Raw genomic sequence first — 16,272 nt, 5'->3', positions numbered from 1 at the left:
ATCTTTTCTTATATATTGTTTTTGTTGTATTAGTGACCTCCATCAGATTCTAAAATATCAACATTGATTCCTTGTTTAGACAAAGCCTTTTTGGTTATGTATGCGAATAATGCAATATACGCAAAACATAGCACCGGAATAAAATATGAATTGTGAATTCCGATGATATCAGACAGTTTTCCCTGTAGTGGCGGAATAATACCTCCTCCTAAAATCATCATTACCAGGAAAGCAGATCCCTGAGCGGTATATTTTCCTAAACCTGTAATAGCCAGGGTAAAGATAGATGGCCACATGATGCTGCACGCAAGACCTCCGGAAAGGAATGCATAGATAGCGATGTTTCCTGTGGTAAGAAGTCCTACGATCATTGCGATCACTCCAAACAGACCAAAAATAGTTAATGTAGTAGCAGGTTTGTTTTTACTGATCAGGAATAAGATCACCTGAATGGCAATACAGATTGCGTAAAAATATAGATGTGACATATCTTTTTGTGCAATAGTATTGATACCAATAATGACAAGAAATGCTACAAAAGGAACCACAATGGTAGCAATGGTTTGCTGTTGTTTATTAAGATTGAATACCGCAATGGCTCCGGTCCATCTTCCGATCATTAAACTTCCCCAATACATAGAAATATAGGGAGCTAAATCTGAAGACTGATGTCCTCCAAATGCGGGTGTACTTAAAAGCTCACCAAGATTACTTCCAATCGCAACTTCCACTCCTACGTAGCAGAGAATGGCAATCATTCCCAATACAAGCTGTGGGTATTTCATGGCACCCCATCCGTCCGGATTCTTTTTCGAACTGGTATTGGCGAAAATAAGACATATAATAACCGAGAGTAATGCACCTCCCAGATAGATCATTCTTTCTTTTTCAAGAGGATGTTTTATCGTTTCAAGTTCTGTTGTCTTGTCTGCCATCTGTACAGAGTATTTTGCTATTTTTACAGCGTCTGTTTCCTTTTTCAGATGGGTGTCAAGTACTGAAATCTCATTACCCAGGATTTCAATTTTCTTTGCTTCATCAGAATTGTAGCTGCTGAATACCGGAATAAAGAATAAGATCACCAATATGGTCATAGCAATCAAAGTTTTTCTTGCTTTTCCAGCTTTTTCCATAGGCTCATTAGAAATACCGTCAGGAAGTTTTTTAGAAAAATAGAAAACTCCGGCAGCAATTAAGAACAGTGCTCCTACAGCTGTATAAAGTAAAATAACTTTGTCCAGTGCCAGGTGTTTGATCTGATCGTCATCTACTGTAGCAGTCGTTCCAAAAAGGGCAAGACCTACAATGATTGGTCCAATTGATGTTCCGAAAGAATTGATTCCCCCTGCTAAATTCTGCCTGCTCGCTCCGGTTTTCGGATCACCCAAAAGCACCGCAAAAGGATTGGCAGCAGTCTGTTGGATAGAAAACCCTAACGCTACAACAAAAAGCCCGATGAGCATTCCGTAGTAAACATTGGCTTTAACAGCTAAGATCATGATAGCAGCTCCTATGGCTGAGAGCAGCAGCCCGTAGACAATACTCCTCTTATATCCCCATTTTCCTATAATATCAATACCTTTAATAGTACTGGATATGAACAGCAATAAAGCTCCTAAGAAATAGGCCGTATAAAATGCAAAGTCTATTAATTGGGACTGAAATTGGTCAAGTGAAAAATAGTTTTTACAAAAAGGGATAAAAATACTATTGCCGGCTGCAATAAAACCCCAGAAAAAAAATACAAGCACCAGGGTGTATAGTGCAGGGTAATTAGTCGGTTGATTTGTTTTAGACATGTTTGTTAAAAATTTCGCAAACAAATATAACTATTTCTTTTATATAGAGTATTCCAGCAGTGTTTTTTTTATTTCTTTATAAGCCTCTGTTTTTAGGTCTTTTGGCGAATCCGAAGATTCTATGACCCCGTTAAAATAAACCTTTACGCGTCCTGGATAACCTTTTGAACTGTCGAAAGGGAAAATTTCTTTCAAACCCACAAAGGTATATACGGCAATAGGAGAATGGTGCTTGGAAGACAGGGTAAATGCACCGTCTTTAAATTCATCGAGGATAATGGAGGTATCATCCGGGACACCGCCTTCAGGAAATATAGCTATGCTGTTGCCTTCTTCCATTTTTTCTGCACATCTTCTGTAGACATCTGCACGGCTTCTGGCACTGTTCCGGTCTACCATGACACATATCCTTTTATATATGGTACCGAAAATCGGAATTTTCACCAGTTCTTTCTTACCTACAAAACAGATAGGGTGATCCGGCATCAGGATACAGGCGAGCATGATATCCATGATGGATGTGTGATTGGAGATAAAGACATAAGGTTTGTTTTTATCTTTTGTCTGATCAGAAAGTTTTACCAGATCATACCTCAGTCCCATCCCGTAGAACATACCAAAGCACCAGATGCGGATAAACTGGTAAGCGTATTTGTAATGCTTTTTATTAAAGGATAAAATATACACAGGGATTCCCAATGTGACAGTTAAGACAAATGCTAATAATAACAGCCAGAATCTCCAGAGATAATTTAAAATTTTTGTCACAGCTTAACCGTTAAAAATTATTTTCTTTTTTACAGAATAATTAAGAATGGAAACGAGTAGGATCGCAGCGATCTTACTGATCATTTCAGGGCTTAAGGTATAAAAAATTAAATTGATATTATCTTTAAATATAAAGCTGTAGAAAATCTGGAAAAAACCTAAACTTACTAATGTTGAAATAAATGACACGCCCATGAAATACGCAAACTCTTTTCTTTTAGAATGTTTGCCTCTTTCAAAAACAAACCAGATGCTCAGAAAATAATTGGTGATGATTCCGCAGCTTGTAGAGAAAATATTACTTAAAGGATAATGAATGCCATGGAAATTAATCTCCCTGGCAAAAAAATGAGGAAGATAGGTGCTGAATACCTTGAAGCTTCCAATTTCTACAACAGCACTGAGCCCTCCTGCGATAATGAAGAACAAAACCTGTTTCTGGCGTATTAGTAATTCTCTCATTCAATATATATGAAAGTGCAAATTTATAATTATATGTTAATAATGTAAGAATAAAACATGATTTAAAAATAATATATTGGTGTATTTTGTTGATTTTTAGCTTAATATGTGTTTTTTTTGAATGGTGAAAATGAACGATATAGCGCATTGAAACCTTCTGGCCATTTCTCAGTAAACCCAAAATAGTACAGAAAATTATTTTTTGCTGATGTTATAAATGATAGCAAAATGACAATCGTTGTAATGAAAGGGATTGGGGGAAGTTCCTAAATTTAAGTCATGATCATATTGTGATAAGCATATGTTAAACAATGAAAAAAGTTGTTAAATAATTTTTTTGAATCAAAATAATTTCTAATTTTATTATTCAGAATGATGTAATTATAACCTGATAATAAATTCATTTTCAACTTCTTGTGTTGATGGTTTTTTCTATCTTGTAATGTGCGCTATAACGCATACTACCTTAATTTTTACGACCCAATCTATAACAATATTTGTATGAAAAGTCAAAACAAATACAGAAAATTCCAGCTTCAACAAAAAAATATTGAAGCTCTTGAGAAAGAAAATTCCCGCTTCAAAAGAGTGTATTCAGAATATGAAATGATGGCAGACGAATTGTGGAATCTTGAAAATGCCACAGACAAACCCGTACCCGATGATTTTATCAATGCCATTATGCTTCAGAGTTCCTATCTTGAAGATGAGATTGAAGACTGGTTGATCAAGTTCAATAATCAAAAAGCTGATATAAAACATTAGAAGCTTCCAGTCTGTTTTTAAACGCTATTTGAAGATAAATTCATAATTTAGCATCCTTAAACTAAAATGTAAAATATGGTTGCTATTGTTGATAGTGGTTCTACCAAATCAGATTGGGTGATACTTGATGATTTCAAAAAAGTGTTTTTAAAAACAGAAACTATCGGCTTTAATCCTAACTTTATCAACAGAGAACTTATTGTTCCCGAAATTGAAAAGAACAGCAGCCTTATACTGGTTAAAAATTCCATAACAAAGATTTTCTTCTATGGTTCAGGATGTGGTGTGAAAAAAAACTGCGAAACCATTGAAGAAGAATTAAAAAAGATCTTCACAAAAGCTGAAATTATTGTGAAAGAAGATCTTATGGCCGCCGCATACGCTGCATACAGTGGAAAGCCTGCGGTAGTATGCATTTTAGGTACAGGTTCAAATTCATGCTATTTTGACGGTGAAAACCTTAAGATAGAATTGCCTTCCCTTGGATTTCTTGTAGGAGATGAGGGAAGCGGAAGTGCTATTGGTAAACAATTGGTGCGCAGATATTTTATGAAAAAACTGCCGGCAGATCTTCATGAAGAATTTGAACAGAACTATAAACTGACTGTGGAAGAAGCGTTGAAACATATGTATCACAGCCCGAGACCTAATGCCTGGCTGGCTGATTTCAATAAATTTGTCATCGAAAGAAAGGACCATCCCTATTTCAGGGATATGGTATATGAAGAAATGAAAAATTTCTTTGAATATCAGGTCATTCCTTATCAACAGTCAAAAGACGCTGAAATTAATTTTATCGGCTCTATTGCTTATTATTACGAACAAACACTCCGCTCTGTTGCGGAAGAGTTTCATTTAAATGTTGGACATGTTGTCCAGAAACCAATCGAAAGTTTAGTAGACTACCATATTAAGTATATACTTTAATAAAAACCAAAATTCTATGTCAAGTAAAACCCACCGCGACGAAAAGAACTTTAATCAGGCCGCGTTAGATTATCATAAAGCCGAACCTAAAGGAAAGATCGAAGTTATCCCTTCGAAGCCTCACTCTTCTCAAAGAGATTTATCATTGGCATACTCACCAGGGGTGGCAGTTCCTTGTATGGAGATCCATAACAAGCCTGAAACGGTGTACGACTACACTGGAAAAGGAAACCTTGTTGCTGTAATTTCCAATGGAACAGCAGTACTTGGACTTGGTGATATCGGAGCGGAAGCTTCAAAACCGGTAATGGAAGGAAAAGGTCTTTTGTTTAAGATCTTTGCAGACATCAATGTCTTTGATATTGAGATCGATGAAAAAGATCCGGACAAATTTATCCAGATTGTAAAAGGGATTGCTCCTACATTTGGAGGGATCAACCTTGAAGATATTAAAGCTCCTGAAGCATTCTATATCGAGCAGAAATTGAAAGAAGAGCTTGATATTCCTTTAATGCATGATGATCAGCACGGAACAGCTATTATATCAGCTGCGGCACTGATCAACTCTCTTCAAATCGCTAATAAAAATATTGAAGAAGTGAAAATGGTGGTCAACGGAGCCGGTGCGGCTGCGATTGCCTGTACCAATTTGTACATTTCTTTAGGCCTGAAAAGAGAAAATGTTTTAATGTGTGACAGTAAAGGGGTCATCAATCATAAAAGAGAAAACCTTACTCCGGAAAAAATAGACTTTATTGCCAATACCGATATCGAAACCCTGGAAGATGCTGTAAAAGGTTCAGATGTTTTCATTGGTTTATCAAAAGGAAATGTGATGACTCCGGCAATGCTTTCAAGCATGAACGAGAATCCTATTGTTTTTGCTTTGGCAAACCCGGATCCTGAGATTGCTTATGATCTTGCCCTTGAAACGCGTAAAGACGTGATCATGGCAACGGGAAGAAGTGACTATCCTAACCAGGTGAATAATGTATTAGGATTTCCTTACATTTTCCGTGGAGCATTAGATGTGCAGGCAAGAGGGATCAATGAAGAAATGAAGCTAGCTGCGGTACACGCGATTGCAGATCTTGCAAAAGAGCCGGTACCTGAAGCGGTGATCCTTGCTTACAATGTTCAGAACTTGCAGTTTGGAAGAGAATATTTTATTCCAAAACCATTTGATAACAGACTGATCACTAAAGTATCCAGTGCCGTTGCAAGAGCAGCGATAGAAAGCGGTATTGCAGGAAAAACAATTGAAGACTTCGATGAATACGAAAACCAGCTGCTTGACAGAATGGGAAGAGATGAGAAGTTGGTAAGAATGATGCAGAGCCGTGCAAAATCAAATCCTAAGAGAATCACTTTAGGAAATGCTGAAGAATACAATGTATTGAAAGCAGCACAGATTCTTTATGAGGAAGGAATTGCTTTTCCAAGCCTGTTAGGAGATAAGAAATACATCAAAGAGCAGATGGAGCGTTTCGGAATCAGTCTTGATATCCCGATTATCGATCCAAGCGATGATGATCAGAAAGAAAACAGAAAAAAATACAGAGAAACCCTTTGGAAACTTCGTCAGAGAAAAGGAATGAACGAGTACAAAGCGAAAAGATATGTTCGTCAGAGAGATTATTTCGGTCCTTTAATGTTGAGACATGGAGATACAGACGGTCTTATCGTTGGATTCTCTAAAAACTATACTTCAGTGCTTCGCCCTGTTTTAGAAGTGATCGAAAAAGACAAAGGGGTAGATAAAGTAGCGGCAATGATGATGATTCTTTCAGAAAAGAAACCTATTTTCTTTGCGGATACTTCTATCAATCAGAATCCTACAGCAGAAGATCTTGTGAATATCGCTAAAATGGCTGAAATCACTGTGAAATCTTTTGCCATAGAGCCTAGAATTGCAATGCTTGGTTTCGAAAACTTTGCAGCAATCTCGGATACTTCCAAAAAAGTAGCCAAAGCAGTAAGCATTCTTCATGAGAAATATCCTAAGATGGTAGTTGATGGTGAAATCCAACCGGATTTTGCAATGAATGCGGATCATTTGAGTGATTATCCATTCTCAAAATTAGGAACAACGCCTGCCAATACATTTGTATTCCCGAATCTTGAAAGTGCCAACCTTTCTTACAAGATCATCAGAGGAATGAAAGTAGCACAGGTAATCGGACCAATCTTAATGGGTCTGAAACAGCCTGTACATGTTTTACAGATGCGTTCAAGTGTGGATGAAATTGTAAATCTGGCAACGGTAGCAGTTCTTGATGCACAGAGAAGAGAGAGCAAAAAATAATAAAGAGTCTTCTTTATAGATAAAAAGCAGTACACTCATCTTGTATACTGCTTTTTTTATTGTTTAACATCATTAAAGATGCGGATAAAGACTTGTCTAAAAATATGGATTTAGCAGCTGTAGCCTTTCATTATTCCTAAAAAAGTGAAATAGTAAATAATTTTTTGAAATATTATAATGATTTTATAGAAAAATAAATATATTTACGTGTAATTAAAAACTATTTATAATGAAAAACATCCAAAAACTATCAAGAGAAAATCTGAAACAAATCAATGGAGGAGGACCTAGAACTCAGCCTATTCAATCACCGGGAGGAGGATATTATTGCCTTCCGTCTCAAGGACAACTGTGTCTTGTAGGTTGTACACCAACTTGCGTAAACGGTGCTTGTAACATAAGCATGTGTATAGATATAAATCCATTATAGATTACGCTGCGATATATCATTACAAAACCTGTCCGTCCGGATGGGTTTTTTGTTTTTATTACGTTTATATTAATTCATTGAATTCACAGTCAAAATTTAAGTTAAAAATCATTCGTGCATGAAATGAAAATATTAATTAGTTTAAATTGCTATATTTGGGAGTTTTAAAAATTAATAATGATATTTTCCTTACAAGGCAGCGTTCAAGAACTTACGCCCACTTACGCAGTGATCAACGTACAAGGAGTTGGTTACTATGTAGGTATCAGTTTGATGACCTCCCAGGCACTGGCCCTGAATAAGCCGGCATTCTTATTTATTCAGCAGATCATACGGGAAGATGCCCATCTTCTCTTCGGTTTTAACACTCGTTCAGAAAAAGAAATGTTCAATCTGTTAATAAGCGTTAACGGAGTAGGGGCTGTTTCTGCTCTTATCTTACTATCCACTTTAAGCCTTGAAGAGATTGCTACAGCAATACTTTCCAAGAACAGTGCACTGATCCAAAAAGCGAAGGGAATAGGAGCCAAAACAGCAGAAAGAATCATAGTAGATTTAAAGGATAAAGTCCAGAAATTCGGCATTGAAGCGGAAAATATTTCTGCATTTGTGGATAATAAAGTAAAGGAAGAATCGTTATCTGCATTAGAAGTTTTAGGGATCCCGAAACGTATGAGCGAAAAGATAGCAGACAGAATGATGAAGCAAAATCCGGAGATCACCGTAGAAGAATTGGTAAAACAAATTTTAAAAAACATTTAACATTTGGTGGCGAATAATAAGCATCTTAACATATTTTTGTTCCTGTCGTTCCTGTGTATGTCAGTAAGTGCCTTTGCACAACAGGTACGTGACACTGCGATCATAAAGAAAGACTATCAACTGGCCGATCCCACAAGGTATGAGGCCTTTTATGACATAAAAACAGGCATGTATTATGTGTATCCTAAAATTGGAAATACATTTACAGGTCCCCCTACAGCCATGTCTCCCGAAGAGTATAAAGAATTCATGCTCGCTACTCAGACCAAGGCATACTACAAAGAAAAATCTGACAAATACAGCCTTCTTTTCAGAAGAGATAGAACAGATGCCCGGAAACAGGGGCTGATTCCATCTTTGATGATCAACAACAGGCTTTTTGAAACTATTTTCGGAAGTAATAAGATCGAAATCATTCCTTCAGGATATGCATCTATTGATTTTGCGGGATTGTATCAGAAAATTGATAATCCGCTGATCCTGCCGCAAAACAGGACAAGTTTTACTTTTGATATTGATCAGAGAATACAGCTCGGACTTTTAGGAAAAGTAGGTGAAAACCTACAGCTGAAAGCCAATTATGATACCCAGAGTGGTTTTGCATTCGAAAACAGAATGAATCTTGTATGGCAGGCAAAAGGAAACTGGAAAGATCTCCAAACCAAAGGTCTTGGTGATGTAGATAAGCCTAATGCAGGAGGAGAAGATAAAATTATAAAAAGAATAGAATTTGGTAATGTCAACATGCCACTTTCTACCAGTCTTATCCGTGGATCACAATCTCTATTCGGGATTAAGTCAGAATTTCAGTTGGGAAAAACCTACGGAACAGTGGTTCTTTCCCAGCAGCAGGGAGAGGCCAGAAATATTGTAGTACAGGGCGGTGGTGTTATGAATAATTTTAAAGTCAACGCTATCGACTATGAAGATAACCAACACTTCTTTCTGGGGCACTACTTCCTGGACAACTATGATCAGGCTCTGACCAATTACCCACAAATCAATTCCAGAGTAAATATTACAAGATTGGAGGTTTGGGTTCTCGATCAGGGAAACAGTAATCTGGCGTATCAGAAAAGTATTATCGGGATTAGAGACTTAGGGGAAGGAGCTTCAGGATTGCCTGATAATGCCCAGAATGGATTGTACCAGTCTATTAATGCAGCGGTTGGGCCGAGAGAAGCTGGGAAAAATTACGCAACTACTTTCCAGGGGCAGAGTTTTCCTGGCAGTACGCAGCCATATGACAATGGAGAACAGTTTATTTTTAATACAAAAGCAAGAAGGCTGAATGCCAATGAATATACATTACAGCCTCAGCTAGGATACGTATCATTAAATCAAAAGCTGAACGAAAATCAGCTTTTAGCCGTTTCGTACTCCTATACGGATGGAACCAACAAAGTATATAAAGTAGGGGAATTCTCAGAAGAGAGTCCCGTGTTGGTCACTAAAGTCCTTAGAGTAAATAATAAGGTGAATACGGCATCCCCAATGTGGGACCTGATGATGAAAAACATCTATTCTCTGGATGCAGGGCAGGTAGCACAGGATGGTTTTATTCTTAACGTTTTCTACAGAGATCCGAAGACGGGAGGTAAAGTAAACTATCTTCCGGGTACTGCAGTGCAGGATAAGAATTTATTGAAATTACTTAACTGGGACCGTCTAAATATGAACGGAGACATCCAGGCCAGCAGCGGTGTGATGGGAGATGGTATTTTTGACTTTGTCAACGGAATTACGATCAGGCCGGAAACAGGAAGAATTATTTTTACCAAAGCACAGCCTTTCGGAAGTTTTATGGAGAGTCAGGTGGGTAATGATGCACAATTTGTCTTCACAGACCTTTATAAACAACAGAAACAGGTAGCAAGTTCCAGTAATCTTGCTCAGCGGTATACCATAGAAGGACGTTATAAAGGAACACAGGGACAAGGAATTTCTCTTGGAGCGGTGAATGTTCCGCAGGGATCTGTAAAAGTATCAGCAAACGGTGTTCAGCTGACAGAAGGAGTTGACTATACCGTCGACTATATGCTTGGAACAGTAACGGTAATCAATGAAAACGTTAAACAGTCCGGACAGGCTATCAATATTTCACTAGAAAATCAGTTGACTTTTAATACCCAAAGAAAAAGATTTTTAGGATTAAATTTAGAAAGAAGATTCAATGAGAACTTTATATTAGGTGCAACGGTAGTTAATTATTCAGAATCTCCGCTTACCCAGAAAGTAAATTATGGGCAGGAAGCTGTTAATAATACAATGGCGGGAGTTAACATGATGTACAACAATCAGGTTCCTTTCCTTACAAGACTTACCGATAAGATTCCACTTATAAATACTGAAGCTCCTTCAAATCTGAACTTCAAGATGGAAGCGGCATACCTTCTTCCGGGACTTAATAAAGGAACGAATGATCAGTCTTATATCGATGATTTCGAACAGACGACCTCTAAGATATCATTAAAAGAACCTGCGGCATGGAGCCTTGCTTCAAGACCTGAAAAAAATACAGCAGCTCCATTTAATGGGGCACCAGCTGATGATGCCTTAACAAGTGGTTATGGTAGAGGACTTCTTTCGTGGTACAATATTGACCCAAGATTTTGGGGAGTAGGGGGGAGAGCACCGGCAGGAATTACACCACAGTCTGTTTCGAACCACGCATCCAGAAGAGTTCAGTATTCTGAAATCTACAATAACCGTGATTTTGTTGCGGGTGAGCAAACTTTCACCAACACTTTAGATATATCCTACTACCCTAAAGAAAAAGGTCCTTATAACGTCAATCCAAATTCCGAAGCAGCCGCTGCCAGATGGGCAGGGATCATGCGACCGATCAGTGTCTCCAACTTTGTTAATTCAAATATTGAATATGTTGAGTTCTGGATGATGGACCCTTATGCGGATGGAAATGTGTTGGGAAGCCAAGCACGACTTTTACTTCAATTAGGAAATGTTTCAGAAGATATCCTGAAAGACGGTAAGATGCAGTATGAAAATGGCCTTCCGACTCCGGGGGCACCTTCTACTACCAATACCTCTAATTGGGGAGTTCAGCCTAAGCAGCCCCCTATCCTTTATGCATTCTCAAGCGAAGGCGATGACAGAAGAGCTCAGGATTTAGGGTATGACGGTTTAAGCTCAGATCAGGAAGCAATGAGATTCGGGAATACATTTGTGAACCCTGTTACCAATTTAGCTGACCCTGCAGTAGATGATTTTGTGTTTTTTATGTCAAGTAAATTTACTGGCAGCCAGGCAGCATCACTTGTTCAACGATATAAATATTTCAGAAATCCGGAAGGTAACTCTCAGGCCAATTCATTGGAAGTGGCTTCACAGACTCCGGATGCAGAAGATATCAATAAAGATTATAACCTTGATCAGACAGAAAGCTACAACGAATATATTGTAAAACTTGATCAGGCAAATCTTGCACTAGGGCAGAATAATATAGTAGATGTCAAAACCGTAAAGGCAAGTTTCCAGAACGGACAGACTTCAGATGTAAAGTGGTACCTTTTCAGAATTCCGGTTTCTAAATATGCAGAGCCTGAAGCTGAAGGAGAAAGAAGTCCATCGGTACTTAATAACGTAAGATTTGCAAGATTAATGCTTGCCGGCTTTGAGAATACTTCTACCTTAAGATTCGGTACTATGGATTTAGTAAGATCAGACTGGAGAAAGTATCCTAAGAATATTGCGTTATTTAAGGAGAGTGAGGCTGCACCATCTAATGATGAAGGAAGTACTGAGGTGAATACCAGTAATCTTGAAGTAGGAAGTGTAAATATTGAAGAAAATGCACTAAACCAACCTCCTTATGTATTGCCTCCAGGTATTGACAGACAGGTATTGAGCGGAAATGCGGGAGCTCAGAGACAGAATGAAGCATCTTTGTTCATGCAGGCAACAGAACTTTTGAGTTCCGAAGCTAGAGGGGTTTTCAAAAACACTACATTAGATATGAGAAGGTATAAAAAATTAAAACTTTTTGTACATGCTCATGATCCCAAAAAAAGAGACCCTAATATCGGTAATATAGATCCCAAAACAAAATTCTTTATTCGTTTTGGTAGTGATGCTACAGACAACTATTATGAATATGAAGCTTCTGTAAAATTAACTCCAAATACAGCTACAGCTCCAATGGAAATCTGGCCGTTTGAAAATGATGTTGATCTTGAAATCCAGAACTTCGTAGATGCTAAAATAAGAAGAGATAAGAATAGTCCGGATAAAATATCACAGAGAATAATGGACAGGACTTTTGATGGTGGAGATAATTTTAAGAGAATCTATATTAAGGGACGTCCAAGTTTAGGTAATATAACAACCATTATGATAGGGATAAGAAATGGTACAGAAAGAGGAGCATCAGCTGCTACCATTGACCGTATCCTTTGGGTAAATGAAATCCGTCTTTCAGAAATTGAAAATGATGGCGGTTACGCAGGTAATGCAAGTTTGAACTTTAATCTTGGGGATTTTGCTACGGTGAATACCAGTGCATCTTATACCTCTGTAGGTTTCGGTAATATAGATTCAAAACCGGCAGAAAGAACTCAGTCCACGCAATCCGCATTCAGTATCAACACAGCGGTAAACGTAGACAAATTCCTTCCGGAAAAGAGTGGAATGAAAATCCCATTAAACTACTCTTATTCACAAACCATCGAGGATCCGAAATACAACCCTCTTGACACCGATGTGGAGTTTACTAAGGCACCGAATAAAGAACAGCTTAAAAAAGTAGCAAGAACTTATACACAACAGCGAAGTATTGGTGTTGTCAATATGCATAAAGAAAGGGTGAATCCAAATAAAAAACCTAAATTCTACGATGTTGAAAACGTTTCTGTAACTGCCGTTTATAATGATGATTATTTCAGGGATATTTATACGTCTAAAAATTACCGACAGTATCTGAGAGGTTATGTTGACTACAACTATACCTTCAAGCCGTGGGTAATTAAGCCCTTCAACAAAATGATCAGTGATACTGCAAAATCCACAAAATATCTGAAATGGGTTAAAGAATTCAATTTCAATCCGATTCCAACAAGATTATCATTCAGAACAGAAATAGACAGGAATTATAATGAGCTTGAATTCAGAAATGTGGAAGCGATTTTAAGTGGAAATATGGGCGATAGTTTTGCTGCAATCAAAAACAGAAACTTCTTCTTCGGATGGCAGTATGGTTTAGGATTCAATTTCACAAAAGCATTAAAGCTGGAGATCAATTCAGCAACAAGAACGCTTAATGATAATTTAGATGTCAACGCGATGGATAATAAAGCCATCTTTGGAAACATATTCAGAGCAGGTAGACCGGTATTATATAATCATAGAGTACAGCTGAACTACAAATTACCATTCCAGTATCTTCCGTATCTTGATTTCATTGATGCAGAAGTGGGATATGGTCTTACGTATAATTGGAACGCAAGATCTACTGCGCTTCTTTCAAGTCCGGAAGGAAGTTTAGGTTCTGTGGGACAAAACACAAATGTGATTCAGGCTACAGCTACTGCAGATATTCCTAAGTTCTTCGGACAGTTTAAATATTTCAAGAATATCTCCGCAAAACTGCAGAAACGTAAGCAGGAAATTGATTCCCTGAATAACGTGTATACCCAACAGTGGGAGAAGAAAAAGTATAGATATAAAGGTTATAAATTCAAGAATAAACTGACGATACTTCAGAGTGCAGCCTTTTTTATGACCTCTTTCAAGCAGCTGGATGTTAATTATTCAGAAAACAACGGAACAGTACTTCCCGGTTTGCTTTCAGCTCCTAATATGTATGGTTATGGTCAAACACTTGGAGGACCTACTATGGGATTCCTTTTTGGATCGCAGGCTGATATCAGAAGAACTGTTCTGGAAAATGGATGGGTAAGTGATTCACCTTATATGACCGATCCTTACATTAAGATGTCAACGAGGGAATTAAGAGCCAATCTTCAGATTGTTCCGATGAACGATTTTAGAATAGACCTTAGTGCCCTGCATAACTATAACAGGAACTTTTCACAATCTGGATTCAACAACCGTAATAATCTTGGAACAGTAAACCACGATTATGCATTTGCCAGTGATCAGGTGACTTATTCCAATTCAGTCGTTCTTCTTAAAACTTCATTTAAAGAAACCCAGGCCGTATATCAGGCAATCAGAGAAAATGCAATGATACTTTCTCAGCAAATGGGTATCGGTGAAGTGATGACAAATGAAGGTTTTGCCGAACATTATAGCATTGCCAACGCTTATGTATTGATCCCTGCATTTAGAGCTGCAGTTGAAGGGAAATCGGTTAAGCAGATTGGAAACGCCAGAAAAGCAGGACTTCCAATTCCAAACTGGAAGATCACCTATTCAGGATTAAGAAATGTTCCGATCATTAACGGGCAGTTCTCTAAATTTGATTTACTGCATGGATATACCGCAACCTATACGGCAACAGGGATTCAATCAAGTATTGACTATTTTAACAGGGTTTCTGGTGGAAATGCTTTTGACGTCAATAATGATTATATCAATCCATTTACATTCTCACAGGTCGGTTATGTAGAATCCTTCTCACCACTTATTGGTATTGATGTTACCATGAGAAACAATATGCAGTTCGGTCTCCAGTACAATAGAAATAGAATGATGCTTCTGGGGCTGGTAAACCATACCCTTACCGAAGACTCCAATACAGAGTATGTGGTAAGATTAGGGTATATTGTTAGAAACTTCCGATTAGGGATGGCGAATACAAGAGGATCCAGAGGAAAGGGCAGTGATCTTAATATTAGAGGAGATATTTCTTTAAGAGACAGTAAAACCTCTATTATGAATATTCTGTTAAATGATTCGCAGATTACAGGAGGACAGAAGCTGATGAATATTAAGATTTCTGCAGACTATAACGTCTCTGAAAACCTAAACCTAAGAGTATTCTATGAGCAGATGACTTCCAAGTATAAAATATCGACGGCTTTCCCGCTATCTACCATTAGAGCCGGCCTGTCTGCGACATTTACGTTTGGAGATTCAGGCGGTGGTTTCTAAATAAAATTAAATAAAACCTTAGATGTCCTTCAATTTTGAAGGACATTTTTTATATCCGATATTTGAAGCTACTATTATTTTGAATACATTTGTACAAAATAAAAATTAAAATGAATACACCATCAGAATTAAAGTACACGAAAGATCACGAATGGATCAAGATTGAAGGTAATGTTGCTACCATCGGTATTACAGACTTTGCTCAGGGAGAATTGGGCGATATCGTATACGTAGATGTAGATACGGTAGATGATGATCTTGAAGGTGGAGCTGTTTTCGGAAGTGTAGAAGCGGTGAAAACGGTTTCAGATTTATTCTTACCTATTGCAGGAAAAGTGATTGAATTTAATTCAGAGTTGGAAGATCAGCCAGAGTTGTTAAACACGGATCCTTATGGAAACGGATGGATCATTAAATTAGAACTTGCTGAAGGTGCAGATCATTCTGAATTGCTTTCTGCAGAAGAATACCAGGCAATCCTTGGATAAGATTTCAAAAATATTTAGTAAGATTTTGCCCATTTACTGGGCATTTCTTACTTATATGCTCCTCAAACCCGGAGAAGAGAACCAGGAATACTGGTTTATGTTCAATGGCATCGACAAAGTTTTACACTTGAGCATATTCGCAATGTTAGGTTTCTGCTTCATTGCTACTTTCCCTAAAATCAAATTTTCATATTTCTTTCAGATTATTCTTATATATGCCTTCCTTACAGAGATTCTTCAGGAGGAAATGGGTCTGGGTAGATCCATGGAGTCTTTAGATGTCGTTGCTGATACTATAGGATGTTTAATCGGCTACTATATATATAAGGTATTAATCAAACGGTTTTTCTGAGTAAAAGTTCCGGTTATTTGACAGTTGTCTTTTGTTGATAACTCCAATATTTAAATAATCTTTTAATAATCAGAATCTTATGGCATCATTTGTCCCCATTGTGTTGCTGTGTAAACTTTATGTTAAATAAAGTTGTTTTGTGT

General features: G+C 37.6%; 11 protein-coding genes. 8 read left to right on the top strand and 3 right to left on the bottom strand.

Annotation, left to right across the window (positions count from 1 at the left end; translation table 11 throughout):
* Positions 1 to 29 precede the first annotated feature (29 nt).
* The 3 genes from IW16_RS00050 to IW16_RS00040 are packed head-to-tail and all read right to left on the bottom strand — an operon-like array spanning position 30 to position 3,029.
* Complete coding sequence (locus tag IW16_RS00050) at positions 30 to 1,799, bottom strand: MFS transporter (protein ID WP_034738460.1); 1,770 nt, start codon at positions 1,797 to 1,799, stop codon at positions 30 to 32.
* Between the two features lie 39 nt (positions 1,800 to 1,838).
* The gene (locus tag IW16_RS00045) at positions 1,839 to 2,567 is read right to left on the bottom strand and encodes a lysophospholipid acyltransferase family protein (protein WP_084694469.1); all 729 of its coding nucleotides are present in this window, start codon (positions 2,565 to 2,567) and stop codon (positions 1,839 to 1,841) included.
* Between the two features lie 3 nt (positions 2,568 to 2,570).
* The gene (locus IW16_RS00040; RefSeq protein WP_034738458.1) at positions 2,571 to 3,029 is read right to left on the bottom strand and encodes a GtrA family protein; all 459 of its coding nucleotides are present in this window, start codon (positions 3,027 to 3,029) and stop codon (positions 2,571 to 2,573) included.
* A 501-nt stretch (positions 3,030 to 3,530) separates the two neighbouring features.
* Here IW16_RS00040 and IW16_RS00035 point away from each other — a divergent pair.
* The 8 genes from IW16_RS00035 to IW16_RS00005 all read left to right on the top strand — a co-directional run bounded on the left by IW16_RS00035 (position 3,531) and on the right by IW16_RS00005 (position 16,129).
* Positions 3,531 to 3,794, top strand: coding sequence for a hypothetical protein (locus IW16_RS00035; RefSeq protein ID WP_034738456.1), 264 nt, complete (start codon positions 3,531 to 3,533; stop codon positions 3,792 to 3,794).
* Positions 3,795 to 3,869: 75 nt separating this feature from the next.
* Positions 3,870 to 4,721, top strand: coding sequence for an ATPase (locus IW16_RS00030; protein ID WP_034738452.1), 852 nt, complete (start codon positions 3,870 to 3,872; stop codon positions 4,719 to 4,721).
* A 16-nt stretch (positions 4,722 to 4,737) separates the two neighbouring features.
* A complete protein-coding gene (locus tag IW16_RS00025; protein ID WP_034738451.1) occupies positions 4,738 to 7,026 on the top strand; it encodes an NADP-dependent malic enzyme in 2,289 nt (762 codons plus the stop codon).
* A 229-nt stretch (positions 7,027 to 7,255) separates the two neighbouring features.
* Complete coding sequence (locus tag IW16_RS27260; protein ID WP_449390378.1) at positions 7,256 to 7,456, top strand: bacteriocin-like protein; 201 nt, start codon at positions 7,256 to 7,258, stop codon at positions 7,454 to 7,456.
* A gap of 177 nt (positions 7,457 to 7,633) precedes the next feature.
* Complete coding sequence (ruvA, locus tag IW16_RS00020; protein ID WP_034738448.1) at positions 7,634 to 8,218, top strand: Holliday junction branch migration protein RuvA; 585 nt, start codon at positions 7,634 to 7,636, stop codon at positions 8,216 to 8,218.
* A 57-nt stretch (positions 8,219 to 8,275) separates the two neighbouring features.
* Positions 8,276 to 15,289 carry a T9SS outer membrane translocon Sov/SprA gene (sov, locus tag IW16_RS00015; RefSeq protein ID WP_051889791.1) on the top strand — a complete coding sequence of 2,338 codons (7,014 nt, stop codon included), beginning with the start codon at positions 8,276 to 8,278 and terminating at the stop codon, positions 15,287 to 15,289.
* A gap of 110 nt (positions 15,290 to 15,399) precedes the next feature.
* Positions 15,400 to 15,777 carry a glycine cleavage system protein GcvH gene (gene gcvH / locus IW16_RS00010; protein ID WP_034738445.1) on the top strand — a complete coding sequence of 126 codons (378 nt, stop codon included), beginning with the start codon at positions 15,400 to 15,402 and terminating at the stop codon, positions 15,775 to 15,777.
* 25 nt (positions 15,778 to 15,802) lie between these two features.
* On the top strand, positions 15,803 to 16,129 hold the full coding sequence (locus IW16_RS00005) for a VanZ family protein (protein ID WP_034740392.1): 327 nt from the start codon (positions 15,803 to 15,805) through the stop codon (positions 16,127 to 16,129).
* The last annotated feature ends 143 nt before the right edge of the window (positions 16,130 to 16,272 follow it).

Origin of the sequence: Chryseobacterium vrystaatense (assembly GCF_000737765.1) — a bacterium.
Lineage (GTDB): Bacteria > Bacteroidota > Bacteroidia > Flavobacteriales > Weeksellaceae > Chryseobacterium > Chryseobacterium vrystaatense.
The sequence above is the reverse complement of the archived record's forward strand: the minus strand, read 5'-3'. Positions and strand labels throughout refer to the sequence as shown.